20 protein-coding genes and 1 pseudogene are annotated in these 23,900 nt (G+C 73.0%); 14 read left to right on the top strand and 7 right to left on the bottom strand.

Annotation, left to right across the window (positions count from 1 at the left end):
• Window positions 1–70 precede the first annotated feature (70 nt).
• Window positions 71–1,582 carry a DUF4331 domain-containing protein gene (locus OG562_RS07865; protein WP_266395273.1) on the bottom strand — a complete coding sequence of 504 codons (1,512 nt, stop codon included), beginning with the start codon at window positions 1,580–1,582 and terminating at the stop codon, window positions 71–73.
• Between the two features lie 211 nt (window positions 1,583–1,793).
• Between OG562_RS07865 and OG562_RS07860 the strand changes: the two genes are divergently transcribed.
• From OG562_RS07860 to OG562_RS07850, 3 genes are all read left to right on the top strand, one after another.
• Window positions 1,794–2,336 (top strand): sigma-70 family RNA polymerase sigma factor, encoded by a 543-nt coding sequence (locus tag OG562_RS07860; protein ID WP_266395271.1) that lies wholly within the window; start codon window positions 1,794–1,796, stop codon window positions 2,334–2,336.
• Window positions 2,333–3,151, top strand: a complete 819-nt coding sequence (locus tag OG562_RS07855; RefSeq protein WP_266395268.1) for an anti-sigma factor — start codon at window positions 2,333–2,335, stop codon at window positions 3,149–3,151. The genes OG562_RS07860 and OG562_RS07855 overlap by 4 nt, the downstream gene beginning before the upstream one ends.
• Window positions 3,152–3,277: 126 nt before the next feature.
• Entirely contained in the window at window positions 3,278–3,553 is a 276-nt protein-coding gene (locus tag OG562_RS07850; protein WP_266395265.1) for a hypothetical protein, read from the top strand.
• A gap of 31 nt (window positions 3,554–3,584) precedes the next feature.
• Here OG562_RS07850 and OG562_RS07845 read toward each other — a convergent pair.
• The 3 genes and pseudogenes from OG562_RS07845 to OG562_RS07835 form a co-directional block, all read right to left on the bottom strand.
• Window positions 3,585–3,754 (bottom strand): annotated as a pseudogene (locus OG562_RS07845) (CoA transferase); the annotation flags it as partial.
• A gap of 38 nt (window positions 3,755–3,792) precedes the next feature.
• Entirely contained in the window at window positions 3,793–4,575 is a 783-nt protein-coding gene (locus OG562_RS07840; protein ID WP_266395263.1) for an ABC transporter permease, read from the bottom strand.
• Window positions 4,572–5,576, bottom strand: coding sequence for an ATP-binding cassette domain-containing protein (locus tag OG562_RS07835; protein ID WP_266395260.1), 1,005 nt, complete (start codon window positions 5,574–5,576; stop codon window positions 4,572–4,574). Before OG562_RS07835 ends, OG562_RS07840 begins: the two co-directional genes overlap by 4 nt.
• Window positions 5,577–5,639: 63 nt before the next feature.
• Between OG562_RS07835 and OG562_RS07830 the strand changes: the two genes are divergently transcribed.
• The 4 genes from OG562_RS07830 (at window position 5,640) to OG562_RS07815 (ending at window position 11,613) form a co-directional block, all read left to right on the top strand.
• Window positions 5,640–6,401: a TetR/AcrR family transcriptional regulator gene (locus OG562_RS07830; protein ID WP_266395258.1), complete on the top strand. Its 762-nt coding sequence runs from the start codon at window positions 5,640–5,642 to the stop codon at window positions 6,399–6,401.
• A 13-nt stretch (window positions 6,402–6,414) separates the two neighbouring features.
• On the top strand, window positions 6,415–8,565 hold the full coding sequence (locus OG562_RS07825) for a PQQ-binding-like beta-propeller repeat protein (RefSeq protein ID WP_266395255.1): 2,151 nt from the start codon (window positions 6,415–6,417) through the stop codon (window positions 8,563–8,565).
• A gap of 292 nt (window positions 8,566–8,857) precedes the next feature.
• A complete protein-coding gene (locus tag OG562_RS07820; RefSeq protein WP_266395253.1) occupies window positions 8,858–10,504 on the top strand; it encodes a glycosyltransferase in 1,647 nt (548 codons plus the stop codon).
• Window positions 10,501–11,613, top strand: a complete 1,113-nt coding sequence (locus OG562_RS07815) for a glycoside hydrolase family 26 protein (RefSeq protein WP_266395251.1) — start codon at window positions 10,501–10,503, stop codon at window positions 11,611–11,613. Before OG562_RS07820 ends, OG562_RS07815 begins: the two co-directional genes overlap by 4 nt.
• 20 nt (window positions 11,614–11,633) lie before the next feature.
• On the opposite strand, the gene OG562_RS07810 is transcribed toward OG562_RS07815, so the two are convergent.
• From OG562_RS07810 to hmgA, 3 genes are all read right to left on the bottom strand, one after another.
• Window positions 11,634–12,824, bottom strand: a complete 1,191-nt coding sequence (locus tag OG562_RS07810) for a type ISP restriction/modification enzyme (RefSeq protein ID WP_266395249.1) — start codon at window positions 12,822–12,824, stop codon at window positions 11,634–11,636.
• 24 nt (window positions 12,825–12,848) lie between these two features.
• A complete protein-coding gene (locus OG562_RS07805) occupies window positions 12,849–13,598 on the bottom strand; it encodes a GntR family transcriptional regulator (RefSeq protein WP_266395247.1) in 750 nt (249 codons plus the stop codon).
• A 64-nt stretch (window positions 13,599–13,662) separates the two neighbouring features.
• Entirely contained in the window at window positions 13,663–15,000 is a 1,338-nt protein-coding gene (gene hmgA / locus OG562_RS07800; protein WP_266395245.1) for a homogentisate 1,2-dioxygenase, read from the bottom strand.
• 184 nt (window positions 15,001–15,184) lie between these two features.
• On the opposite strand from hmgA, the gene OG562_RS07795 reads away from it, so the two are divergent.
• The 7 genes from OG562_RS07795 to OG562_RS07765 all read left to right on the top strand — a co-directional run bounded on the left by OG562_RS07795 (window position 15,185) and on the right by OG562_RS07765 (window position 23,812).
• Window positions 15,185–15,700 (top strand): hypothetical protein, encoded by a 516-nt coding sequence (locus tag OG562_RS07795; RefSeq protein WP_266395242.1) that lies wholly within the window; start codon window positions 15,185–15,187, stop codon window positions 15,698–15,700.
• A 79-nt stretch (window positions 15,701–15,779) separates the two neighbouring features.
• The gene (locus OG562_RS07790; RefSeq protein WP_266395239.1) at window positions 15,780–16,424 is read left to right on the top strand and encodes a TetR/AcrR family transcriptional regulator; all 645 of its coding nucleotides are present in this window, start codon (window positions 15,780–15,782) and stop codon (window positions 16,422–16,424) included.
• A gap of 90 nt (window positions 16,425–16,514) precedes the next feature.
• Window positions 16,515–18,767, top strand: a complete 2,253-nt coding sequence (locus OG562_RS07785; RefSeq protein ID WP_266395236.1) for a molybdopterin oxidoreductase family protein — start codon at window positions 16,515–16,517, stop codon at window positions 18,765–18,767.
• 136 nt (window positions 18,768–18,903) lie between these two features.
• Window positions 18,904–20,346: a CitMHS family transporter gene (locus OG562_RS07780; RefSeq protein ID WP_266395233.1), complete on the top strand. Its 1,443-nt coding sequence runs from the start codon at window positions 18,904–18,906 to the stop codon at window positions 20,344–20,346.
• 58 nt (window positions 20,347–20,404) lie between these two features.
• Complete coding sequence (locus OG562_RS07775; RefSeq protein ID WP_266395231.1) at window positions 20,405–21,646, top strand: MFS transporter; 1,242 nt, start codon at window positions 20,405–20,407, stop codon at window positions 21,644–21,646.
• A 101-nt stretch (window positions 21,647–21,747) separates the two neighbouring features.
• Complete coding sequence (locus OG562_RS07770) at window positions 21,748–22,425, top strand: hypothetical protein (RefSeq protein WP_266395228.1); 678 nt, start codon at window positions 21,748–21,750, stop codon at window positions 22,423–22,425.
• Window positions 22,412–23,812 (top strand): class F sortase, encoded by a 1,401-nt coding sequence (locus tag OG562_RS07765; RefSeq protein WP_323187493.1) that lies wholly within the window; start codon window positions 22,412–22,414, stop codon window positions 23,810–23,812. The genes OG562_RS07770 and OG562_RS07765 overlap by 14 nt, the downstream gene beginning before the upstream one ends.
• The last annotated feature ends 88 nt before the right edge of the window (window positions 23,813–23,900 follow it).

Genomic DNA, 23,900 nt, shown 5'->3' with positions numbered 1-23,900 from the left:
CAGTCGTCGGGCCGGGCCGGGGAGTGCAGGTTCTCCCCGGCCCGGCCCCGCTGGGGGTCCAGCGGAGGAACTAGTAGTTCCGCCGCATCCTGCGCCACCACATCAGGCCGCCGCCGATGAGGAGGATGCCCGCCGCGCCGGCGCCCGCGGAGGCGGCGATCAGCGGGGTGTTCTCCGACGTGGCGCCGGTCAGGCCGTCACCGAGGGCGCTCTTGGTGTCGGCGCTGCTCTTGGCGGTCTTGCCGCGCGAACCCTCGGTCGGCAGAGCGACGTAGGGGAAGTACTTCTCGAAGCTCTTGTCGTTCTTGTCGACCGCGTCGCCGAGGTCGTTCTTGGAGCCGACCAGTTCGCCCTCGACGACCTGCAGCGAGGCGTCGATCACGTCGTCGGTGAGGCGACGGCCGTTCGGGAAGCCCGCGTTGTCGCCGTCGAGCACGCCGAGTCGCTTGGGGTGCATGCTCGGCTTGATCGAGGTGTTGAGGCGCAGCTCCTCCGACGGCGTCACGTACGGCGGCTGGTTGAGGCCCTTCACACCCTTGAGGAACACGTCGACCAGGTCGTTGCGCGGCTCGGCCGGGGCCTTGATCTTGTAGATCGCCTCGATGAGCTTCGGCAGCTCGGGGTTGGTGACGTTCTTCAGGAACTGGGCGTCGTCCTTGGGCTCGGACGCGTTGAACTTGTCCTTGTCCTTGATCGGGTTGACGACCTCGTTGACCAGCGGGTTGCCGAGGCGGGAGACCTGCTCGTAGTAGCCCTGCGCGTTCCTGCGCTGGGTCGTCGACCAGATGCCCACGATCGGCTGGTGCTTCGACTCCGCGATCAGGTCGGTCGGCACCTGCAGGGCGATGGAGTTGACGTTGTAGCCCTTGAGGGTGTCGTTGCCGACCTCGGAGAGGTCACCGCCGTACAGCAGGTCGAAGACGCGCAGGTCCAGGAAGAACGGGTCGTCGGCCTGGCCGGCGAAGGTCTTCGCGTCGTTCGGCAGCTTGTAGATCGCCTGGTCGCGCAGCTTCGAGTAGTACGGCATGGACGCCTTGCCCACGTTCGACGGCGCCACCGGCACGTCGTCCGCGAGCTTCGTCTCGTGCTCGACCCTCTTGTTCTTCAGCTTGATCAGCTCGAGGTCGTACGTCTGCGTGATGTTCAGGTCGGGGTCGTCGAGGCTCTCGACGACACCGGTGTTGTAGAGGAACGTCTTCTTGTTCTTCGTGTGCGTGTTGAAGGTGTAGCGGAAGATCAGGTCGTCCTTCGCGTCACCGTTGTTGTCGATGTGCAGGTCGTACTGCGCGTCCTCGGCGAACTGGAAGAAGTTCGGGCCGCCGGCCGGCTCCTCGAACGGGATCCAGTTCGCGATGATGGTCGTCGAGTCCGGCTTGTCCGGGCTGACGAACGCGTACACGTCCGTGTTGTCGTACTGGGGGGTGCCCGAGATGAGAGGGGCTTCGCGGTGGCTGGAGGCGTAGGCCGCCCCCGGCGCCAGCGCCGCCGCGCCGGCGGCCGCGAGCCCCCCGGCGGCCAGTGCACCGCATATGAGAGTCGCGACGCCCCTGCGTCCCGCGCCGGTCCTGGAGATAGCTGTCATGCCGTCCGTCCTCCGCGTGCCTGCTTGCCTGACGGACAGTGATACGGAGCGGAGGGCGGGTTCGGATTGGTCGAAACTCAAAAACTTTTTATTTTCTGCTCACCCGCGTTTTAGGCCCGCCGATCCGTACCCATCCACCGGAGGTGTGTGCGCGTTGCGAATGCCTGGTGTGACGGGGCGGCCCGGCTGCGGCCGCGGAGAGGGGGACCGCATGGAGGCGGACGAGCTTCTGGTGCGCGTGGCAGGCGGCGACCAACAGGCTTTCGAACAGCTCTACGGGCTGGTGTCCGGGCCGGTGTTCGGTCTGGTGCGCCGGGTCGTACGGGATCCGGCGCAGTCGGAGGAGGTCGCCCAGGAGGTGCTTCTGGAGGCCTGGCGCTCCGCCGCCCGCTTCGACCCGAGCCGCGGCAGCGCCCTCTCCTGGATCCTCACCCTCGCCCACCGCCGCGCCGTGGACCGGGTGCGCAGCGCCCGCGCCGCCGTCGACCGCGAGCAGCGCGAGGCCCAACGCGCCCACCACCCCGCCTTCGACCAGGTGACCGAGGAGGTCGAGGCGAGCATGGAACGCGAGTGGGTACGCCGCTGCCTGAACCGCCTGACGGCCCTTCAGCGCCAGTCCGTCACCCTCGCCTACTACGACGGCTACACGTACCGTGAAGTGGCCGACCGGCTCTCGCTGCCGCTGGGCACGGTGAAGACACGGATGCGCGACGGGCTCACGCGGCTGCGCGACTGCCTGGGAGGCGCCGTATGAGTCTGCTGGGACTGTTCCGCCGCGAGGACCTGCACTCGCTGGCCGCCCCCTACGCGCTCGACGCCCTGGAGGCCGACGAGCGTCGCCGCTTCGAGAAGCATCTGAAGGGCTGCGACCGCTGCGCCGCCGAGGTCCGCGCCCTCTCCGAGGACGCCGTCCGGCTCGCCTGGTCCACGGCCGCCCCGGCGCCGGCCGCGATGCGCGACCGGGTGCTGGCCGCCGTACAGCGGACTCCGCAGGAGCCCGGGCGTGCGCCGGTGCGGGAGCACGCGCCTCAACTGCCTCCGCATGTCTGGGGCACGCAGCCGCCGCCCGGACGCTCCCGTGCGCCCCGCGCGCGCCGCCCGATGTTCGCGCCGTTCGCCACGATCACCGCCGCCGCGGCCCTCGTGGTCGCCGCCCTCTTCGCCGTGCAGGCCGAGCGGACGCAGGACCAGCTGGCCGCCGAGCGTGCGCAGTCACGTGAGATCGCCCACGTTCTCGCAGCTCCCGACGCCCGGGCGAACACCGGACAGGATTCTCAGGGCCGCAGTATCGGAGTGATCGCTTCCGCCTCTGAGGGGCAGGCGGTCGTCACCTTGAGCGGATACGGCACGCCGTCCGGCGGGCAGGTGCATCAGCTGTGGCTCATGCGCCCCAACGCGCAACCGCGCTCCCTCGGGCTCTTCGACGGCGACACGCCCTTGGTTGCCACCGGCCTGGACAAGGCGGCGACGTCACTCGCTGTGACCGTCGAGCCCGACGGGGGATCACCACAGCCCACCACGCAGCCAGTTGTCCAACTCACCCTGAAATCGGTCGGATTCGGAGAGTGATCGGAGAGGAGTCGTCAACCCCCTTACGGGGTAGGTGATTCCCGTGAGCTCGATACGCGCGTGCCCCGACGGGGCGATAGGGTTACCCTGCCCGGGCCGGGTGGACTCGTACGGGTGGGGAGTGACATGGAACAGATAACAGTGCATAGCAGGGCGAGGGTTCCTGCGATCACCTGCGGGAGCAGCGCGACCAGTTCGCGGCTGGACCGCCATCTCTCGGTGCTGGCGGGTCCCGCCATACCGCAGCGGGAGACCGTCGAGGCGACCTCGCTCATGCGGGAGCTGACCGCGCGCGAGCCCGCGCACGACCGCAGCGCCAGGACGGCACGGGTCCGCAGGGTCTCGCTCTTCGCGCCCCTGCGCCGACTGCGCCGTTCGCTGTTCGGCGGCAACAAGCACTGACCCCCGAGCCGACCCGCTCCCCGACCCGCGCTCAGGCGGTCACACCGTCCCGGCGCAGCGCTGCGATCTCCTCGTCCGTCATCCCCGCGGCACGCAGCAGCGCTTCGGTGTGCTCCCCGAGCGCGGGCCGTCTTCCCTTCGCACCTGGATCCCTTGCGCCTCCTTCCCGCCCGGCAGCGTGACCGGAGGCGCCGCCGCCCGTGACATCCCCCGTCGGGTTTCCCCGTCCGACGGGTGCGTCAGGCGCTCGGGTGCGCGTACCGCCGTACCGCCAGCGGGGCGAACACCGCGATCAGCAGCGCGCACCAGGCCAGCGACCCGGCGACCGGGTGCGCCACCGGCCAGGCGGAGCCGGCGGGGACGGGCGCGTTGCCGAACAGATCCCGCAGGGCCGTCGTCACCGCGCTGATCGGGTTCCACTCGGCGAGCGTGCGCAGCCAGCCCGGCAGGTTGCCGGTGGGGATGTAGGCGTTGGACAGCAGCGGCAGCATGAAGGTCGCGCTGCCCAGCTGGCCGGCCGCCTCCTCGCTGCGGGAGGCCAGCCCGAGGCAGATCCCGACCCAGGTGCAGGCGAACCGGAACAGCAGCAGCAGGGCCACCGCGCCGAGCGCCGCCGGCGCCGACCCCTCGACGCGCCAGCCGACCGCGAGCCCCACCAGGAGGAAGGGGACCGTGCCCGCCGCGGTGACGACCAGGTCGGCCGTGGCCTGCCCCAGCGGCACCGCGGCCCTGCTGATCGGCAGCGTGCGCAGCCGGTCCGTCACGCCCCGGTGGACGTCCTGGGCGGCCTGGAACATACCGGTCATGATCCCGTTGGCGGCGGTCGCCACCAGCAGGCCCGGCACGAGGAACGAGCGGTACTCGGCGCCGGGCATCGCCAGCGCGCTGCCGAAGACGTAGCCGAAGAACAGCAGCATGGTGATCGGCATCGTCTGGGTGAGGATCGCCAGCGCCGGGTTGTTGCGGATCCGCAGCAGCTGACGGCCCAGCATGGCCGTGCCGTCGTAGGCGAGCGTGCTCATACGGCGATCTCCTGGTCGGTGTCTCGGCCGGCGCCCCGGTGGGTCTCCGGGTCGGTCTGCTGCTCGCTCTGGTGCTCGGTCGTCAGGCGCAGGAACACATCGTCGAGGGTGGGCGGTTTGAGGCTCGCGTCCAGCAACGGCACGCCCGCCGTGTCGAGTTCGCGCACCAGCCGGGGCAGGGTGAGCGTGCTGTCCCGGGTGACCGCGCCGACCGCGCCCCGCGCGTGGTCGAACGTCGGTTCGCCGCCCGTGAGTTGATCGAGGACGCCGGCCGCTCTCGGCAGGGCGTCCGGGTCCGCGACGACGACCTCGGCGTAGGAGCCGATGAGCGCCTTCAGCTGCCGGGGCGAACCGGTCTGCGCGACGCGGCCCCGGTCCACCAGGGCGATGTCGTCGGCGAGCCGGTCCGCCTCCTCCAGGTACTGGGTGGTCAGCAGGACCGTCGTGCCGTCCTCCTTGAGGGCGCGGACGGCGTCCCAGATGTCGCCGCGGCTGGCCGGGTCGAGGCCGGTGGTCGGCTCGTCGAGGAAGAGCACCTCGGGACGGCGGATCAGGCTCGCCGCGAGGTCGAGACGGCGGCGCATGCCGCCCGAGTAGGTGGACGAGGGACGGTCGGCGGCCTCGGCCAGGCCGAAGCGGGCCAGCAGTTCGTCGGCGCGCTCGGCCGGTCCGCGCACCCGGTGCAGCCGTGCGAAGAGCCGCAGGTTCTGGCGGCCGGTGAGGTCCCCGTCGACCGAGGCGTACTGCCCGGTGACGCCGATGGCGCGCCGTACGGCCGCCGCCTCCCGGACGAGGTCGTGGCCCGCGATCCGGGCCGATCCCGCGTCCGGGCGCAGCAGGGTGGTCAGCAGCCGCACCGCCGTGGTCTTGCCCGCCCCGTTCGGTCCGAGGATCCCGCAGACCGTGCCCTGAGGGACGGCGAGTTCGAGGCCGCGCAGGGCGTGCACCTCTCCGAACCGCTTCTCCAGACCCTCACTAAGTACAGCGTACGTAGTAGTCATGGGTCGACCATAGCGCACTACGTACGGTGTACGTAACTACGATGGTGGGCGAGGTGATGATCGATGGCGGACCGAGCGGCCGTACCCGAAGTGATCTGGGCCCGTCCCGAGCGGACGGGCCGGGGGCCGAAGCCCGCGTACACGCGCGCCGACGTCGCCGCGGCGGCCGTGCGGATCGCCGACGCACAGGGACTCGACGCGGTGTCCATGCGGCACGTCGCCGCCGAACTGGGCTGCGGCACCATGTCGCTGTACAACTACGTCCCCCGTAAGGAGGACCTGCACGAGCTGATGGTGGACGCCGTCAGCGGCGAGCACGAGCTGTGGCAGCCCAGCGGCGACTGGCGGGCGGACATGCTGCGGGTGGGACGGCAGACGCGGGAGCTGATGCACCGCCACCCCTGGCTGCCCCGGCTGATGTCGCCGGTCTACGGCTTCAGCCCCAACGCGCTGCGCTATCTGGAGCACTGCCTGGTCTGTCTGGACCCGCTGGACCTGACGTACGGCACGAAGATGCAGCTGGTCGGGATGGTCAACGGAGTCGTCACGATGTACGTCGCGACCGAGCTGGCCGGCGCCGAGCGGACCCGGTCCCTGCCGTGGTCGCAGGACCAGGAGAACGCGGTGCGGATCGCCTACCTGGGGAGCCGGCTGGCGAGCGGGGCCTATCCGCGGATGGCGGCGGCGTTCACGGAGGACCCGGGGCCGATCGACATGGAAGCCGTGTTCGAACTCGCGCTGGAGCGGGTGCTGGACGCTTTCACGCCTCGGAGCCGAGGCGTTTCGGCCGTCCCTCCAGGGAAGGCTCCTCCCCGCACGGAGTGAGGGGGGCGGGCGCGTGGAGCCTTTGACGCCGGAGGACCCCGGCGAGGTCGGTCGGTACCAGCTGCTCGCCCGGCTCGGCAGCGGCGGCATGGGCCGGGTCTATCTGGCCAGGTCCGCCGAGAACGAGCAGGTCGCCCTGAAGGTGATCCAGCCGGAGCTCGCCAGGGACCCCGTGTTCCGCCGCCGGTTCGAACGCGAGGTCGAGGCGTCGCGGTCGGTGGCGGGGCCCTTCACCGCCGGAGTCCTCGACGCGGATCCGCGGGGGACTCCGCCCTGGCTGGCCACCGCCTACATCCGCGGCCCCTCCCTGCACGAGGCCGTGCGGGCCGGGGGCGCGCTGCCCGAACGGTCGGCGTGCGAGCTGGGGCTCGGACTGGTCCACGCGCTGACCGCCATCCACGCGGCCGGAGTCGTGCACCGCGATCTCAAGCCGGGCAACGTGCTGCTGGCGCCCGACGGACCGCGCGTCATCGACTTCGGCATCTCCCGGGTCGACGACGCCAGCGTGCTGACCCACACCGGGACCACGATGGGCTCCCCGGGGTACATGGCGCCGGAGCAGATCCAGGGCAAGGGCATCCGGCCCGCCGTCGACGTCTTCGCGCTCGGCGCCGTCCTCGTCTTCGCGTCCACCGGCGCCGGACCGTTCGGTGAGGGCGCCCCCGAACTGCTGCTGTACCGCATCATGCACGAGGAGCCGTATCTCGACGCCGTCCCGGACGGGCTGCTCGGCATCGTCGCCGCCTGTCTGGACAAGGACCCGGCCCGCCGTCCCGGACTGCACGAGGTCGCCGCCGCCCTCGGCTCCGGCCGCCCGCCCGCCCCGCTCTTCGGCCCCGGCTGGCTGCCCGGCGGTACGGCGGCGCCCCGCACCGGGGACCCGCGCCACATCCTCGTGCGCGTGCCGGGCCGCGGCGAGACCGGCGCCGGCCGCACCGCGTCAGCCGTCCAGCCCGGTTCCGCCCCGCCCGCCACGACCGCCGGTTCCGGCCCCGCCGCCGGCTCCGGCTCTCGCCCCGGCCCCGGTCCCGCCTTCGCCTCCGCTTCCGCCTACGGCCCCGGCCCCGGCCCCGGCCCCGGGTTCGGCCCGGCGTCCGCGCCCCAGCCGTCGCCCGCCGCGCCCGGCCGCCGCCGACTGCTCCTCGCCGCCGCCGGACTCACCGCCTCCGCCGCCCTCGGCTTCACCGGCTGGCGGCTGCTGGACGACGGCGCGGCGCCGAAGGCCGGCGCCGGGCTGTGGCGCTTCCCGGTCACCGGAGTCCTCGTCAACCACCCGCGGGTCGCCGGTGACCTGGTCTACGCGGCGAGCAACGACGGCACCCTCTACGCCGTCGACGTGTCCTCGGGCGAACAGCGCTGGTCCTACACGACCGGCGCGGCCCTGGGCTCCGCCCCCTGCATCCTGGGCGGCGTCGCCTACCTGGGCAGCGACGACGGCCGGCTGTACGCGCTCGACGCCCGGACGGGCAGGAAGCGCTGGGAGTTCCGCACGGGCGGGATCGTGCACTCGCCGACGGTGACCGGCGGGGTGGCGTACATCGGCAGCTCGGACGGGTACCTGTACGCCGTCGACGTGTCCGACGGCAGCCGGCTGTGGCGGTTCAGGACCGGCCACGACACCCACTCCCCGGTGATCGCCGACGAGACCGTCTACGTGGGGTGCAGCGACACACGCCTCTACGCCGTCGACGCCTCCCGGGGCACGCGGCGCTGGACGTTCACCACGGGCGGCGCCGTCTCCTGGTTCCCCGTGGCGACGGGCGGACTGGTGTACTTCGGCAGCACCGACCAGACCCTCTACGCCGTCCGCGCTGCCGGCGGCCGCGAGGTGTGGCGGGCCGAGGGCGTCTCCGCCCAGGCCGGCCCCCTGGTGGCCCGTGACACGGTCTACTGCGGCAGCGGCCGGGAGCTGCGCGCCTGGGACGCCACGACGGGGAAGAAGCGCTGGTCGCTGACGACCGACGGCGACGTCTGCGCGCCCGCCCTCGCGGACGGCGTCGTCTACGCGGGCAGCGGCGACCAGAAGCTGTACGCCGTCGACGCCGACACCGGCGCCCGGCGCTGGACCTTCACCGCCGGCGCCGAGGTCCACCCCCCGACGGCCACCGCCGACGCCGTCTACTTCGGGGGCGCGGACAGCCGGCTCTACGCCGTGCGCACGTGACCTCCCCCGCGCGCCGCCGTACGCCTTCACGCCCTCGCCGGCCCCGCGATGGCCGGAACCGGCCGACCACGGCGCGTGTCTGAAGCGATGCGTGACGTACGGCTGGGGCTCTCGCCGGGTGGGTGCGGTGCTCCGAGGGGGAGGATCGATGCAGTTCTCCGAGTTCTCCGGGTCCTCAAGGATCCCTGGGTCCTCAAAGATCCCTGGGTTCTCAAGGGCCCCTGGGGTCCCCGGGCTTCGGGACGAAGGGGCGCAGGAGTCGTATCGGCGCTGCGCCTGGATCACCGGACCGTTGTCGGCCCCGCAGGGCGGTGGCGGCGGACCGGTGCGGGTCGCCTTCCGCCGGGTCCTGAGCACCTCCCAGCGGGTCGTGCTCACCGCCCTGGCGCTGCTCACCGCGCTCAGCGGGATCGCGCTCGCCGGCTGGCTGCTGCTGCCCCGGCATGTGCCCGGCGGCGGCGCCGAGGCGGCGGGGGACTGGCGGCTCGTGCTGGCCCGGCTCGCCTTCTGCGTGGTCGTCGCCATCGAGGTCGTCAAGGTGGTGCAGGTCTTCGCCGTCTGGACGTTCGCCTGGCACGCCCGCGACCCGCTGCCGCTCACCCCTCCCACGGGGCTGCGGGTGGCGATGCTGACCACCGTCGTGCCCGCCAAGGAACCCCTCGACGTCGTCGAGCGCACCCTTCGGGCCATGCGGCGCGTCACCTACTACGGCGGCAGCGTCGACGTCTGGATCCTGGACGAGGGCGACGACCCCGCCGTACGCGCCATGGCGGCCCGGCTCGGGGTGCGCCACTTCACGCGCAAGGGGCGGCCCGAGTACCACCGGCCCTGGGGGATCTTCCGGACCCGCACCAAGGCCGGCAACCACAACGCCTGGCGCGCCGAGCACGAACGCGGCTACGACGTGGTCGCGCAGATGGACCCCGACCACGTCCCGCTGCCCTGCTTCCTGGAACGCTCCCTCGGCTACTTCCACGACCCCGACGTCGCGTTCGTCGTCGCGCCGCAGGTCTACGGGAACATGGACGACAACTGGATCGCCCACGGCGCGTCCGTCCAGCAGTACCTCTTCAGCGGGATCGTCGAGCGCGGCGGGAACGGACTCGACGCGCCCCTGCTCATCGGCACCAACCACCTCTACCGGGCGACCGCCTGGCGGAGCATCGGCGGCTACCAGGACTCGATCATCGAGGACCATCTGACCAGCATGCGCGTCCAGGGCACCGTCAACCCGGTCGGCGGCAACCAGTGGAAGGGCGTCTACACCCCCGACGTGATCGCCGTCGGCGAGGGCCCCACCAGCTGGACCGACTACTTCAACCAGCAGAAGCGCTGGGCCTACGGCGTCTGGGAGATCAAGCTCAACCGCCGTCTCACCGAGGGCATCCGGCTCCGCCCCCGCCAGCGACTGCTCTACACCCTGGTGCAGTTCTACTACCCCAGCGTGGCCGTGACGCTGCTCCTGGGCACCCTCGCGACCGCCCTCGCGCTGCTGCTCGGCGTCATGACGGCCGCACTGGAGGGGCCGGTCTGGCTGGGCCTGTGGTCGGCCGGGATGGGGAGCTGGCTGTGCCTGTGGTGGTGGCTGCGCCGCTTCAACCTCGCCGAGCACGAGCGGCGCGAACTCGGCGGGCTGGGCTTCGTCCTGGCGCTGTTCGCCGGCCCGGTCTACGTGGCGGCCGCGCTCTGCGCGCTTCTGCGCCGGCCCCTGGCCTACGCGGTCACCGCCAAGGGCGCGTTGCGCAGCGCCGACTCGCCCCGCACCTTCCGGCTGCACCTGATCTGGGCCGCGCTGGTCGCGGCCCCGCTGGCGGCCAGCTACGTCCTGGGCCACAGCAACCCGGCGCCGCGCCTGTGGGCGGTGCTGGCGCTGCTCACCGGGGTGCTGCCGCCCCTGCTGGCCGCGGGCGCGGCCCCCGCCGAGGAGAGCGGCCCATGAGGGTCACCGTGCCCAGGATCCTCGCCGTCGTCCTGGCGACGCTGCTCGGCGGCTATGTGTTCGTCGTCGGCCCGCACCTCGCGGGGGAGCAGGAGCGGCGGCGCACCGCGGCGATCGACGCCGCGCTGCCGCCCACCACGGGCCTTCGGCCGACCCCGGCGGACCGCGGCGGGCGGCCGCGGGTGTTCCCGGCCCGCGGGGACGCCTTCGTCGGCATCATGACCGACCAGGGCGTCCACGACCTCACCGAGGCGGCCCGCTTCACCCGCCGCACCGGACACCGCCCGCAGGTCTACGAGTTCTCCCTGGACTGGGCGAACGACCGCTTCGACGCACGGCGGTTCGACGACGTGGCCCGGCGCGGCATGATGCCCCTGCTCGCCTGGGAGCCCTGGGACCACCGCGCGGAGCCGGACGAGGAGGAACTGCGCGGCGAACAGCCCCGCTACCGGCTCGCCCGGATCGTCGACGGCGCCTTCGACCCGTACATCCGCTCGTGGGCGAAGGGCGTCGCCGCCCTCGGCTACCCGGTCGGGATCCGGTTCGCCCATGAGATGAACGGCTACTGGTACCCGTGGTGCGAGCAGTCCAACGGCAACCGTCCGGGCGAGTACGCGCGGGCCTGGCGGCATGTGCACCGCCTCTTCGAGCGGGCGGGGGCGACCAACGCGGTCTGGGTGTGGAGCCCCAACGTCCACTACGAGAACGCCACCCCCTTCGCCCGCCTCTACCCCGGCGACGCCTACGTCGACTGGGTGGGCCTCTCCGGCTACTACGGCACCCTCGGCAAGGAGAGCTACCAGTCCTTCGACCGGGTCTTCGCCGACTCCGAGCGGCGACTGCGCCGGATCACCGCCAAACCCCTGGTGATCACGGAGGTGGGGGCCACCGACACGGCCGGCCGCAAGGCGGAGTGGATCACCGGCATGTTCCGTTCGCTGCCCCGCCACCCCGGCATCATCGGCGTGATCTGGTACGAGGCGGTCCGCGTCGTCGACTGGCGGGTCACCGCCTCCGCGAGCAGCGTCCACGCCTTCGCCGCGGGAGCGTCCGCCCCGCGCTACCGCACGCCCTGGTCCCCGGACGCCGAGCCGCGCCTGCGGCTGTGAGGCCGCCTCGCGCAGTCGCCTCACAGCAGCGCGAACTGCCCCTCCGGGCCCTCCTCGTGATGGTCCAGGACCGTCGCCGGACGGCGCGCCGACTCCGGGACCGGGAGGACGCCCGCCGCGCGCAGCCCCGCCGCGGTGACCGTGCCGCCGGCGCCCGGGTCCGCGCCCGGGTCGGTGATGGTCGCCGCCAACTCCCGCTGCTGTGAGCGCAGTTCCACCAGCAGCGCCAACACCGTGATCAGCTCGAGGAGTTCGGAGGTCCACGTCTGCGGCCAGGTCGTCGGGCGGATCGCGGACAGGGCGCCGGCGGGTTCGGCGGGCTGTGCCGTCCGCGCCGCGAACCACTGCTCCAGGACCCGCACTCCGCCCGCCTCGACGTCCCAGGCCTCCGGCGGGACGGGGGAGATGCGGCCCTCGTCGAGACGGAGGGTCTCCTCGGCGCGGTCGTAGTGGAGGGTGAGGGGGCGGGCCGGGAGCGGGGCGCGGACGTAGGGGCGGCGGCCGCCGGGGAGTTTGGGGCGCTCTCCGTCCCGGCGCAGCAGCCACAGCGCACGGCGGCCCGACTCCACGCCCCGGGACCACAGTTCGGGGTCCCGGGTGAGGGGGACGGTGAGGTCGGGGCGGACCGCCGTCAGCGTCCAGGCCAGGAAGTCCACCGGATCGGGGGAATGGCCCAGGTGGTCCAAGAGGCCGGGCGTCAGGTTGGGTTCCGCGCCCCCGGGCCGCCGGAACAGCGGACGGATCCGGCCGGGCCGGACCAGCGGGAGCAGGGCGGAGACGACAAGGGGCGACTCGGGCCTGTCCACCGGCGTCTCCACCACGAAGACCTGCCGCTCGTCCGCCACCCGCCACAGCTCCGGCCGGGCCGCGTCGATCAGCCGGTGGTCGGGGATGAGCCACTGCTCGTCGAAGGGGGCGGCCAGCACCCGTACGGGCTCCGGGCAGGGGCCCGAGGCGCGCGCCAGCCTCTCCGTGCCGCCGGACCGGCCCGGCAGCCGTCCGACCGCCGTGTGCAGGGTGCGCGAGCGGGTCGGCTCGAACAGGGCCTCGCGGTCCGGGCCCTCGGCCTTCATCAGGGCGTCCCAGCGGGCCTTCAGGGAAGCCGGGTCGGCGGCCGTCGGCCACCCCCGGCCGAGCCGCGGCGGTGCGACGGACCACGGCATGAGGTCCGCCAGCGGCGGAGCGTCGTCGTCGGGCGTCACGCTGGGCATCGTACGACGGGCGCTCGGGGCGGGTCAGGTGGCGTCGAGGGTGACGGTGAAGGAGAAGCGGTCGCCGCGGTAGTGGATGACGGCCGCGTCCAGGACCCGGCCGTCCCCGTCGTAGGTCACGCCCGTGTAGTGGAGGATCGGGCTCAGCAGCGGGACCTGAAGGAGCCGGGCGGTCTCCGGGTCGGCGAGGCGGGCCTCGACCGTGTCCGTGATCCGGCTGATGTCCGCGCCGACGACGTCCCGCAGCACCTTGGTCATCGGCCAGCGCACCAGGTCCTGCGGGTCGATCCGGTCGGCGAGTTCGGGGCGGACGTAGTTGCGGGCGTGGTTGGTCGGCTCGCCCGTCGTGTCGTCGGCGCGCAGCCGGTGGTACGTCGCCGCCTCGGCCAGATCCGGGAAGTGCTCGGCGAGTTCGGCGGGGACGGCGGCGCGGCCGTGGGAGAGGAGCTCGGTCGTCATGCCGGACTGCTGGGCCACGATCGCGTCGACCGAGCCCAGCAACCGCACCGGCGCCCCCCGCAGCGCCCCGGGCTCGATGAAGGTGCCGCGCCGCCGGTGCCGGCTGATCAGCCCCTCGTCCTCCAGCTCCTTCAGCGCCTGCCGCATGGTCAGCACGCTCACCCCGTAGTGCCCCGCCAACTGCTCCTCGGTGGGCAGCCGCAGCGCGTCCCGGGGCGAGCGGCCCAGTATCGAGGCGCGCAGCGACTGCGACACCTGGTACCACAGCGGCAGCTTGCGGTTGAGGACGATGGAGTCCGGGGCGAAGGAGGTCACGGGTCATCCGTACCGGTAGGGGATCTTCAGTGCAAGGGACGGCCTTCGGCGCTGGGGACGATTTTCAGCGCGAGGGGCGGAAGTGCCGCTCCAGGCCCGACCACACGTCGTCGTAGCGCGGCTGCAGAAGGTCCGCTCCGGCCGCCTGCGGGGTGAGGGTGATCGGCCAGCGGGTCTCGAACATGAACGCGAGCCCGTCGTCGATCTTCTGCGGCCGCAGCTCGGCGGCGCTCGCCCGGTCGAAGGTCTCCCGGTCCGGACCGTGCGCCGACATCATGTTGTGCAGCGACCCGCCCCCCGGCACGAAGCCCCCCTTCCCGGCGGTCTTGGCGTCGTACGCGCCCTCGACGAGCCCCATGTACTCGGTCATCACGTTCCGGTGGAAGTACGGCGGCCGGAAGGTGTCCTCGCCCACCAGCCAGCGGGGCGCGAACACCACGAAGTCGACGCCGGCCAGCCCGGGGGTGTCGGACGGGGACGTCAGCACCGTGAAGATCGACGGGTCGGGATGGTCGTAGGAGATCGTCCCGATGACGTTGAAGCGGCGCAGGTCGTAGACGTACGGCACGAGGTTGCCGTGCCAGGCGACGACGTCGAGCGGGGAGTGGTCGTAGGTCGCGCTCCAGAGGTGGCCGCAGAACTTGTTGACCACCTCCACCGGGCCCTCGACGTCCTCGTACGCGGCGAGGGGCGCGCGGAAGTCGCGGGCGGCCGCGAGCCCGTTGGCGCCGATCGGGCCGAGGTCGGGGAGGCGGAAGGGGGCGCCGTAGTTCTCGCAGACGTAGCCGCGGGCGGTCGCGTCGAGGAGTTCCACGCGGAAGCGGACCCCGCGCGGGATCAGCGCCACATGTCCCGGCTCGGCGTGCAGCGGCCCGAACTCGGTGCGCAGCAGCAGCCCGCCCCGCTCGGGGACGATCAGCAGCTCGCCGTCGGCGTCGCTGAAGACGCGGTCCATGGAGGAGTCGGCGTGGTACAGGTGCACGGCCATGCCGGTGCGCTGGGTCGCGTCGCCGTTGCCGCCGACGGTCCACAGGCCCGCGAGGAAGTCGGTCCCGGGCGGCGGCTCGGGCAGCGGGTTCCAGCGCAGCCGGTTGGGGTCGGGGACGCTCTCGGCGAAGGGGCCGGTGCGCAGGCGCCCGTCGTCGACGCGGGTGAACGCGGGGTGCGCGGCCGACGGGCGGATCCGGTACAGCCACGAGCGGCGGTTGTGGGCGCGCGGCTCGGTGAACGCCGTACCGCTGAGCTGTTCCGCGTACAGGCCGAGGGGGGCGCGCTGGGGCGCGTTCCGGCCTTCGGGGAGGGCGCCCGCGACCGCCTCGGAGGCGTGTTCGTTGCCGAACCCGGTGAGGTACGACAGCTCCTCGGCGACCTTGCGTGCGTCCCGGCCGTCCCCGCTGTTCATGTGTGCTCCTTGCGCGCGATTCCTGTGCCGTTCATTCCTATGCATCACCGTAGGATTGCGTTTTCTCCGGCGCAAGAGGCCGACGGTCCGCTCGACGGTCTCCTCACTCAGGACGATCGTCCGACGGCCGGAACCAGCCTCCAGGGGGATCCGCGTGTCGGACCGGTGTTCTACGCTCCCGGGCATGTCGTGGACGCGCGCACCCCTCGCCGCGCTCGCGGTCTGTGTCCTGCTGGCGACCGGATCCGCGGGCTGCTCCTCCGGCGCCGCGCACGAGCCCGGGGGCGGCGCGAGCGTGGTGTCGCCCTCGCCCGTGGGCAAGGTCCTGCAGGACACGGACGGCGACGGGCGGCACTACCGCGAGGTGCAGAAGAAGGGGGCGCCCGAGGTCGGCGTCGAGGTGCAGCCGGACGCCGACGGCAGCTGGGACGTCCGGCTGAAGGTGAGCCGCTTCCGCTTCTCGCCTTCGGGGACGAAGCCGAAGGCGGTGCCCGGCCGCGGCATCGCCCGGCTCTACGTCGACGAGCAGCCCGTCGCCGATCTGCGCACCCCGTCCTACCGCATCCCGGCCGGCTACCTCCCGCACGGCACCCACCACGTCACCGCCCGCCTGTACGCGGACGACGGCACGGTGTGGGCGGTCGACGGCAAGCCGGTCGAGAGCACGGCCGACATCACGGCGTCGGAGAGCTCCTCTTGACGCGGCCTGCCTTGAGTGCACCCTGCACCCTTTTCCGTATGCGGGGGCGAGGTACCCCTGACCGCGGCGGAAAGGCATCATGAAGACCGTGCCCCAAGCGACATCGCTCCGCCGTGCGCCGGTCCAGCGGCGCAGTGCCGAACGGCTGACCAGAATCCTCGACGCCTGTGCCGACCTGCTGGACGAGGTCGGCTACGACGCCCTGAGCACCCGGGCCGTCGCCCAGCGCGCCGGCGTGCCCATCGGCTCCGTGTACCGCTTCTTCGGCAACAAGCGCCAGATGGCCGACGCGCTCGCCCAGCGCAACCTGGAGCTCTGGTCGGAGCGGGTCGCCGAGCGGCTGACGGGGGCCGAGGCCGGAGACTGGCGGGCCGCCATGGACGCCGTGCTCGACGAGTACCTGGCCATGAAGCGCACCGCGCCGGGCTTCTCCCTCGTCGACTTCGGCAACCAGATCCCGGTCGGCACCCGGCAGGCCGAACCCAACCACCGCGTCGCCGATCGCCTCACCGACCTCCTCTCCGCCTTTCTCGGCCGCGTCCCCGACGACGACCTGCGCCGCACCTTCCTGATCGCCGTCGAGACCGCCGACACCCTCGTCCAGCTGGCCTTCCGGGTGGACCCGGAGGGGGACGCGAAGGTGATCGGGGAGACCCGGGAGCTGCTGCGGGCGTATCTGGCGCGCGTGCTGGACCGAGCCGGCTCCTCGACCGACCTCCGGTAAACCCTCCCCACCCTTCATACCGGTCGGTATGCTCGGAGGAGAAGAGGCGCCGCCGCCCGCCAGGAGGCGCCGCTGCCCCCAGGAGGACCCGTGTCCCGCACCGCCCTGCGAATCTGCCCCCTGTGCGAGGCCACCTGCGGGCTGACGCTCACCGTCGAGGGGACGAAGGTCACCGGCGCCCGAGGCGACCGGGAGGACGTGTTCAGCAAGGGGTTCATCTGCCCCAAGGGCGCCTCCTTCGGGGCCGTCGACGGCGACCCCGACCGACTGCGGGCCCCCCTCGTGCGCCGCGACGGCGAACTGCGCGAGGCCACCTGGGAGGAGGCCTTCGACGCCGTCGCCGCGGGCCTGCGACCCGTCGTCGAACGGTACGGACCGCACGCCGTCGGCGTCGTCCTCGGCAACCCCAACGTGCACACCATGGCCGGCGCCCTCTACCCGCCGGTGCTGCTCGCGGGCCTGCGCACCCACAGCCTCTTCACCGCCTCCACGGTCGACCAGATGCCCAAGCACGTCTCCAGCGGACTGCTCTTCGGCGACGCCAACGCGATCCCCGTCCCGGACCTCGACCGCACCGACCATCTCCTGCTCATCGGCGCCAACCCCCTGGAGTCCAACGGGAGTCTGTGCACCGCACCCGACTTCCCCGGCCGGCTCAAGGCCCTCAAGGCCCGCGGCGGCACCCTCACCGTCATCGACCCGCGCCGCACCCGCACCGCCAAGCTCGCCGACCGGCACATCGCGATCCTCCCCGGCACGGACGCCCTGCTCCTCGCGGCGATGACCCACGTCCTGTTCGAGGAACACCTCGTCGACCTGGGCGAGTTGACCCCGCACGTCCAGGGCCTCGACGAACTCGCCGACGCCGTACGGGACTTCACCCCCGAAGCCGTCGCCCCCGCCTGTGACGTCGACGCCGACACCATTCGCGTCCTCGCCCGCGAACTGGCCGCCGCCGACACCGCTGCCGTCTACGCCCGCATCGGCAGCTGCACCGTCCCGCACGGCACGCTCGCCAGCTGGCTCGTCGACGTCCTCAACATCCTCACCGGCAACCTGGACCGGCCCGGCGGCGCGCTCTTCCCGCAGGCCGCCACCGACAGGACGCCCCGCCCGGCCGGCCCCGGCCACGGCTTCCAGCTCGGGCGCTGGCACTCACGGGTCGGCCGGCACCCCGAGGCCAAGGGCGAGCTGCCGCTGTCCGCGCTCGCCGAGGAGATCGACACCGCCACCGAGGAGGGCGAGCCGATCCGGGCGCTCATCGCGGTGGCCGCCAACCCCGTCCTGTCCGCCCCGGACGGCGACCGGCTCGACAAGGCGCTCGACTCCCTCGACTTCATGGTCAGCGTCGACCCCTACCTCAACGAGACCGCCCGCCACGCCGACGTCGTGCTGCCCCCGCCCCCGCCCTCGCAGAGCCCGCACCACGACTTCGCCTTCAACACCCTCGCCGTCCGCAACCAGGTCCGCTACACCCGCCCGGCCGTCCCCCTCGAACCCGGCAGGATGGCCGAGACCGAGATCCTCGCCCGGCTGACCCTCGCCGCGACCGGCATGCACGGCGCCGACCCCTCCGCCGTGGACGACCTCGTCGTAGGACAGACCCTCGGCAAGGCCGTCAAGGACCCCCACTCGCCGGTCCACGGCCGCGACCCGCAGCAGCTGGCCGCCCTCCTCACCGGCGAGAGCGGCCCCGAGCGCCGCCTGGACCTGATGCTGCGCCTGGGCCCCTACGGCGACGGCTTCGGCGCCCGGCCCGACGGGCTGAGCCTCGACCGGCTGCTCGACCACCCGCACGGCATCGACCTCGGGCCGCTGCGCCCGCGCCTGCCGCAGCCGCTGAAGACGCCCAGCGGGCGCATCGAGCTGCTGCCCGCGCCGATCGCCGGCGACCTGCCCCGGCTCCGTCAGGCGCTGCGGGAGCGGCCCGCCGGACTCGTCCTCATCGGGCGACGCCATCTGCGGTCCAACAACAGCTGGATGCACAACGTCCCCGCCCTCACCGGCGGCACCAACCGCTGCACCCTGCACATCCACCCCGAGGACGCCGAACGGCTCGGCGTGCGCGACGGGGAGCCGGTGCGCGTCAAGGGCGCCGGGGGAGCGGTGACCGCGCCCGCCGAGGTCACCGACGGCGTGCGCCGGGGCGTGGTGAGCCTGCCGCACGGCTGGGGCCACGACCGGCCCGGCACCCGGCTCAGCCACGCCGCCGCCGACCCCGGCGTCAACGTCAACCAGCTCCTCGACGGCAGCCTCCTCGACCCGCTGTCGGGCAACGCGGTCCTCAACGGCGTGCCCGTACAGATCGCGCCGATGGCGCCACCGAGCGTGCCGATGAGCTGAGCAAAGCCGTGACCTGGAGTTTTGCGCTTATTGCTCGCACGTCAACGTCTTGTTAACACCGTTTGAACAGACCTAACGTCAACGCACCGCCGACCCCCAGGTGGGATGTTCAAGGGCGAACGTTAGGTATCCACTCATGTTGACCATCCTCGGCTTCGCCATGATCGCGACCTTCCTGGTCCTGATCATGCTGAAGAAGATGTCGCCGATCGCGGCACTCGTGCTGATCCCGGCGCTGTTCTGCGTCTTCGTCGGGAAGGGGGGCGAGCTCGGCGACTACGTCATCGACGGCGTCACGAGCCTCGCCCCGACCGCGGCGATGCTCATGTTCGCGATCGTCTACTTCGGTGTGATGATCGATGTCGGCCTCTTCGACCCGATCGTCCGGGCGATCCTGAAGTTCTGCAAGGCCGACCCGCTGCGCATCGTCGTCGGCACGGCGCTGCTCGCCGCGATCGTCTCGCTCGACGGCGACGGCTCCACCACGTTCATGATCACCGTCTCGGCGATGTACCCGCTGTACAAGCGCCTGAAGATGAGCCTGGTCGTGATGACCGGCGTCGCCGCGATGGCCAACGGCGTGATGAACACGCTGCCCTGGGGCGGCCCGACCGCCCGCGCCGCCACCGCGCTGAAGCTGGACGCCAGCGACATCTTCGTCCCGATGATCCCGGCGCTCGCCGTCGGCCTGGCCTTCGTCATCGCGCTCTCGTACGTCCTCGGCCGCCGCGAGCGCAAGCGGCTGGGTGTGCTGACGCTGGACGAGGTGCTGGTCGAGGAGAAGGAGACCGAGACCGTCACCGAGACCGTGCTGGTCGGCGCCGGGTCCGGATCCGGCGCCGGTACGGGCACGGGCGCAGGCGCGAAGGCCGTCGGCGGCTCCGGTACCGGCTCCGGCGCGGCCCTCCCCGAGGAGTCGGACGACGAGGACGAGGCCTTCCAGGGCCTGGACCCGAACCGCGCCACCCTGCGACCCAAGCTGTACTGGTTCAACGCGCTGCTCACGGTCGGCCTGCTCACCGCCATGATCATGGAGTGGCTGCCGATCCCGGTGCTGTTCCTGCTCGGCGCCGCGCTCGTGCTCACCGTGAACTTCCCGCACATCCCCGACCAGAAGGCCCGCCTCGCGGCCCACGCCGACAACGTCCTCAACGTCTCCGGCATGGTCTTCGCCGCCGCCGTCTTCACCGGCGTCCTCAAGGGCACCGGCATGGTCGACCACATGGCCCGCTGGCTGGTGGACAACATCCCCGACGGCATGGGCCCGCACATGGCCTTCGTCACCGGCCTGCTCAGCCTCCCGCTCACCTACTTCATGTCCAACGACGGCTTCTACTTCGGTGTCCTCCCCGTCCTCGCTGAAGCCGGCCAGGCGCACGGGGTGTCCTCCCTGGAGATCGCCCGCGCCTCGCTGGTCGGCCAGCCGCTGCACATGTCCAGCCCGCTCGTCCCGGCCGTGTACGTCCTGGTCGGCATGGCCAAGGTCGAGTTCGGCGACCACACCCGGTTCGTGGTCAAGTGGGCCGCCCTCACCTGCCTGGTGATCCTCGGGGCGGGCATCCTGTTCGGCATCATCTGAACCGATCCCCGAGGCGGCGCCCGGAAAAGGGGCGCCGCCCGGACGACTGGAGGAACTTGTGAGGCCCGGCAGGAACCGCGGCTGGCTGCTCCGTCTCGTCATCGCCTTCGGCTTCGCGCAGGGGGCGGTGTCGATGGCCCGGCCCGCCGTCTCCTACCGGGCCCTCGCGCTGGGCGCGGACGAGCGGGCGATCGGCGTCATCGCGGGCGTGTACGCGCTGCTCCCGCTCTTCGCCGCCGTACCCCTGGGCCGCCGTACGGACCACGGCCGCTGCGCCCCCCTCCTCCCGGTCGGCGTGGTCCTGATCTCCGGCGGCTGCGCACTCAGCGGACTCGCCGGCTCCCTGTGGACGATGGCCCTGTGGAGCGGGGTGATGGGCCTCGGCCACCTCTGCTTCGTCATCGGCGCCCAGTCGCTCGTCGCCCGCCAGTCCGCCCCGCACGAACAGGACCGCAACTTCGGCCACTTCACCATCGGCGCCTCCCTCGGCCAGCTGATCGGCCCGATCGCGGCCGGCGCGCTGATCGGACGCGACGACATGGCGCACAGCAGCGCGCTCGCCCTGCTGGCGGCGGGCGCGGGCTGCGCGGTCGCGTTCACCTCGCTCTGGCGCATCGAGCACCGCGACACGACGCCCACGTCCCGTCCGGCGCCGGGCGAACGGGTCTCCGTCGGCCGCATCCTGCACGCCCGGGGCGTCCCCGCGGGCATCGTCATCAGCCTCTCCGTGCTCTCCGCGACCGACATCCTCACCGCCTATCTGCCGGTGGTCGGCGAACACCGGGGCATCGCCCCGTCGGTGATCGGCGTCCTGCTCAGCGTCCGCGCCGCGGCCTCCATAGCCTGTCGGCTCGTCCTCACCCCGCTGCTGCGGCTGCTGGGCCGGACCGCGCTGCTCACCGTGACCTGTCTGCTGGCGGCCCTGCTGTGCGCCGGGATCGCGCTGCCGGCGCCGGTCTGGGCGCTGGGCGCGATCCTCGCCGCGCTGGGCTTCTGCCTCGGCGTCGGGCAGCCGCTGTCCATGACGACGGTCGTCCAGGCCGCCCCGGACGGCGCCCGCTCCACCGCCCTGGCCCTGCGCCTGACCGGCAACCGCCTCGGCCAGGTCGCCGCGCCCGCGGCGGCGGGCCTGGTCGCCGGAGTGGCGGGCGTGGCCGCGCCGTTCGTGATGCTGGGGGTGCTGTTGCTGCTGTCGTCCGGGGTGGCGCTACGGTCGCCGGCCAAGCCCGCCCAGGCTTCGGGGCCGGCCGCCGGGGCCCTGCGTCCCGGGTCCGCTGTGGGCCGGACGAGGGACAACTGACGGGGCGTCGGGCGATGCTCCCGCCGCTGGGGGCCGACATGTGAAAGAGAGTCAGATGAAGTGCGATTTGTACGATAATCATCTGGCTCGGAGGAGCTCGCATGTACGTCACGCCCCGTCCACGCCGCGTCGGCGCCCGCACCGCCGCCCTCGCGGCCCTGACCGTCGCGGGGAGCGCCCTGACGGGGGCGCCGGCCTTCGCGGTCGCGCCCATGGCGCCCGGAGACAACGGCACGGTCAAGATCCACTCGGCGTCGGACCCGCGCACGCCGGTCGGTGACCCGAGGGACGAGCCCAAGGTCTGCGAGTTCTACATCGACGCCGCCCACTTCGACGACCTCGAGCAGGGCCAGAACATCAGCTACACCATCGAGACCCAGCCCCTGGACCCGAACGGAGCCACACTCCAGGGCCAGATCACGCTGGACCCGGACGGCACCGGCCACACCGGGGACATCGAACTGCCGGACGACCAGTACAAGCTCGTCTGGACCATCGTCGGCGGCAACGGTACGGGCAAGCAGAAGGTGTTCCAGGTCGACTGCGTCACCCCGCCGACCTCGCCCCCGCCGACCTCACCGCCGCCGACCACCGGGCCCCCGACCTCGCCGCCGCCCAACGGCAGCGGCGGCCCGCACGGCGGCCCGCCGGCCGGTGGTGGCGGAGCCGCTCGTGACGTCGCGGCCGGCCCGGTCGTCGGCGCGGTCGGCGTGGGCCTGGCCGCGGTCGGCGGGGCGGTCTGGTTCCGGCTCCGTCGCCGCCCGCATGGCTCCGCGTAGACGCTCCGCCGGCTCGGCGACGGGTGGACGCGCGGTTCGCCCGGCGGCGGGGAAGGGGAGTGTCGGCTCGATGCCGGGTGAGCGGTCCGCCCGCCCGGCGTCGGGCGGGCGGAGGGTTCGTTCGGCGGCGAGGGAGGGCGCTGCTCTCCCGGCGCCGGGTGGGCGTCGGGTTCGTTCGGCGGCAGGGGAGGGCGGAGTTCGCCCGATGCCGGGTGAGCGGTTCGGCCGCCCGGCGTCGGGCGGGCGAGGGGTTCGTTCGGCGTCGGGAGGACCTGCCGTCCGCTGGGCGCCGGGTGGGCGTGCTGTTCGTCCGGCGCCGGGTGGGCGTGCTCGCAGGCGCTGGTACCGGACGCGCGCCTTCCGTCTGACGCGGACGCTCGTCCTCGCCGCCACGCTGGCGGCGGTCGGCGTCTGGTCGGCCCAGGACGAGGAACTCCCGGCAGCGGTCTCGGCCGCGCCGGGGGGCTCCTCGGGGGTGGTCGACAGGGAGGCCCGGCCTGCGGGCGGTGCGGATGCCTGGCCGACGGGCGCTACGGCCGGCGGTGGGACGGGAGACGCCGGCCCGGAGGGGGAAGCGGCGTCCGGGGCGGGGAACGCAGGGGCCTCCGAGGCGGGCGCGGACGACGCGCGCGGGCCGCGGCGGGAAGAGCGGGGAGGGGCTTCTCCGGGGGCGCACCCGCGGGCGTCGGGTGGGGCGTCGTCGCCTGCCCGGTCGCCGGGCTCACGGTCGCCCCGCCCGCCGGACCAGGCGCTCCGTCCGAACCCCGTGCCGGACCACGCGCAGCCACCGCCGTCCCGCGAGCCGAGCCGCGCCGACCCCCGGCGTCCGGGAGGGGCGGGCCGCCCGGGCCGCTCAGGCGCCCCCCATCGCGCCAGTCACCCTCCCCTTGCCCCCCACCGCCTCCCACGCTCCCGCGCCACCCGTCTCGCCATCCCGTACGTCGACGTCGACGCCCCCGTCATGGAGCTCCGCCTCGACCGCCAGCGGCGGCTGACCGCGCCCCCGGTGGGCGACCCCAACCTGGTGGGCTGGTACGCCGACGGGCCGAGCCCGGGGGAGCCGGGGACCGCCGTGGCCGTCGGGCACCTCGACACCGACACCGACAGGGCTGTCTTCTGGGGGCTCTCCGAACTGAAGCCGGGCCGCATGGTCGAGGTCCGCCGCGCCGACGGACGGGTCGCCGTCTACACCGTCGACGCCCTCCGGCAGTACGAGAAGGCGCACTTCCCGAACAAGGAGGTGTACGGCGACCGGGGCCGCCCCGAACTGCGGCTCATCACCTGCGGCGGCCCGTTCCACCGCAGGACCGGCTACACGGGCAACCTCGTCGTCTTCGCGCACCTCGTCACCGTCCAGGAGCCGCGCGCCCCCGCCCCCGGCCACTGAACTGCAACGGAACTGAACTGAACCAAACCGTCCGGTTTCTCACAGGTGTGACCGTGACGTCCCGATCCTGGCGTGTCTCTTCCCCCGA

The organism is Streptomyces sp. NBC_01275 (assembly GCF_026340655.1).
Taxonomy (GTDB): Bacteria; Actinomycetota; Actinomycetes; order Streptomycetales; family Streptomycetaceae; genus Streptomyces.
Note: the sequence above shows the minus strand (reverse complement) of the source record. Positions and strands in the feature narration are given on the sequence as shown.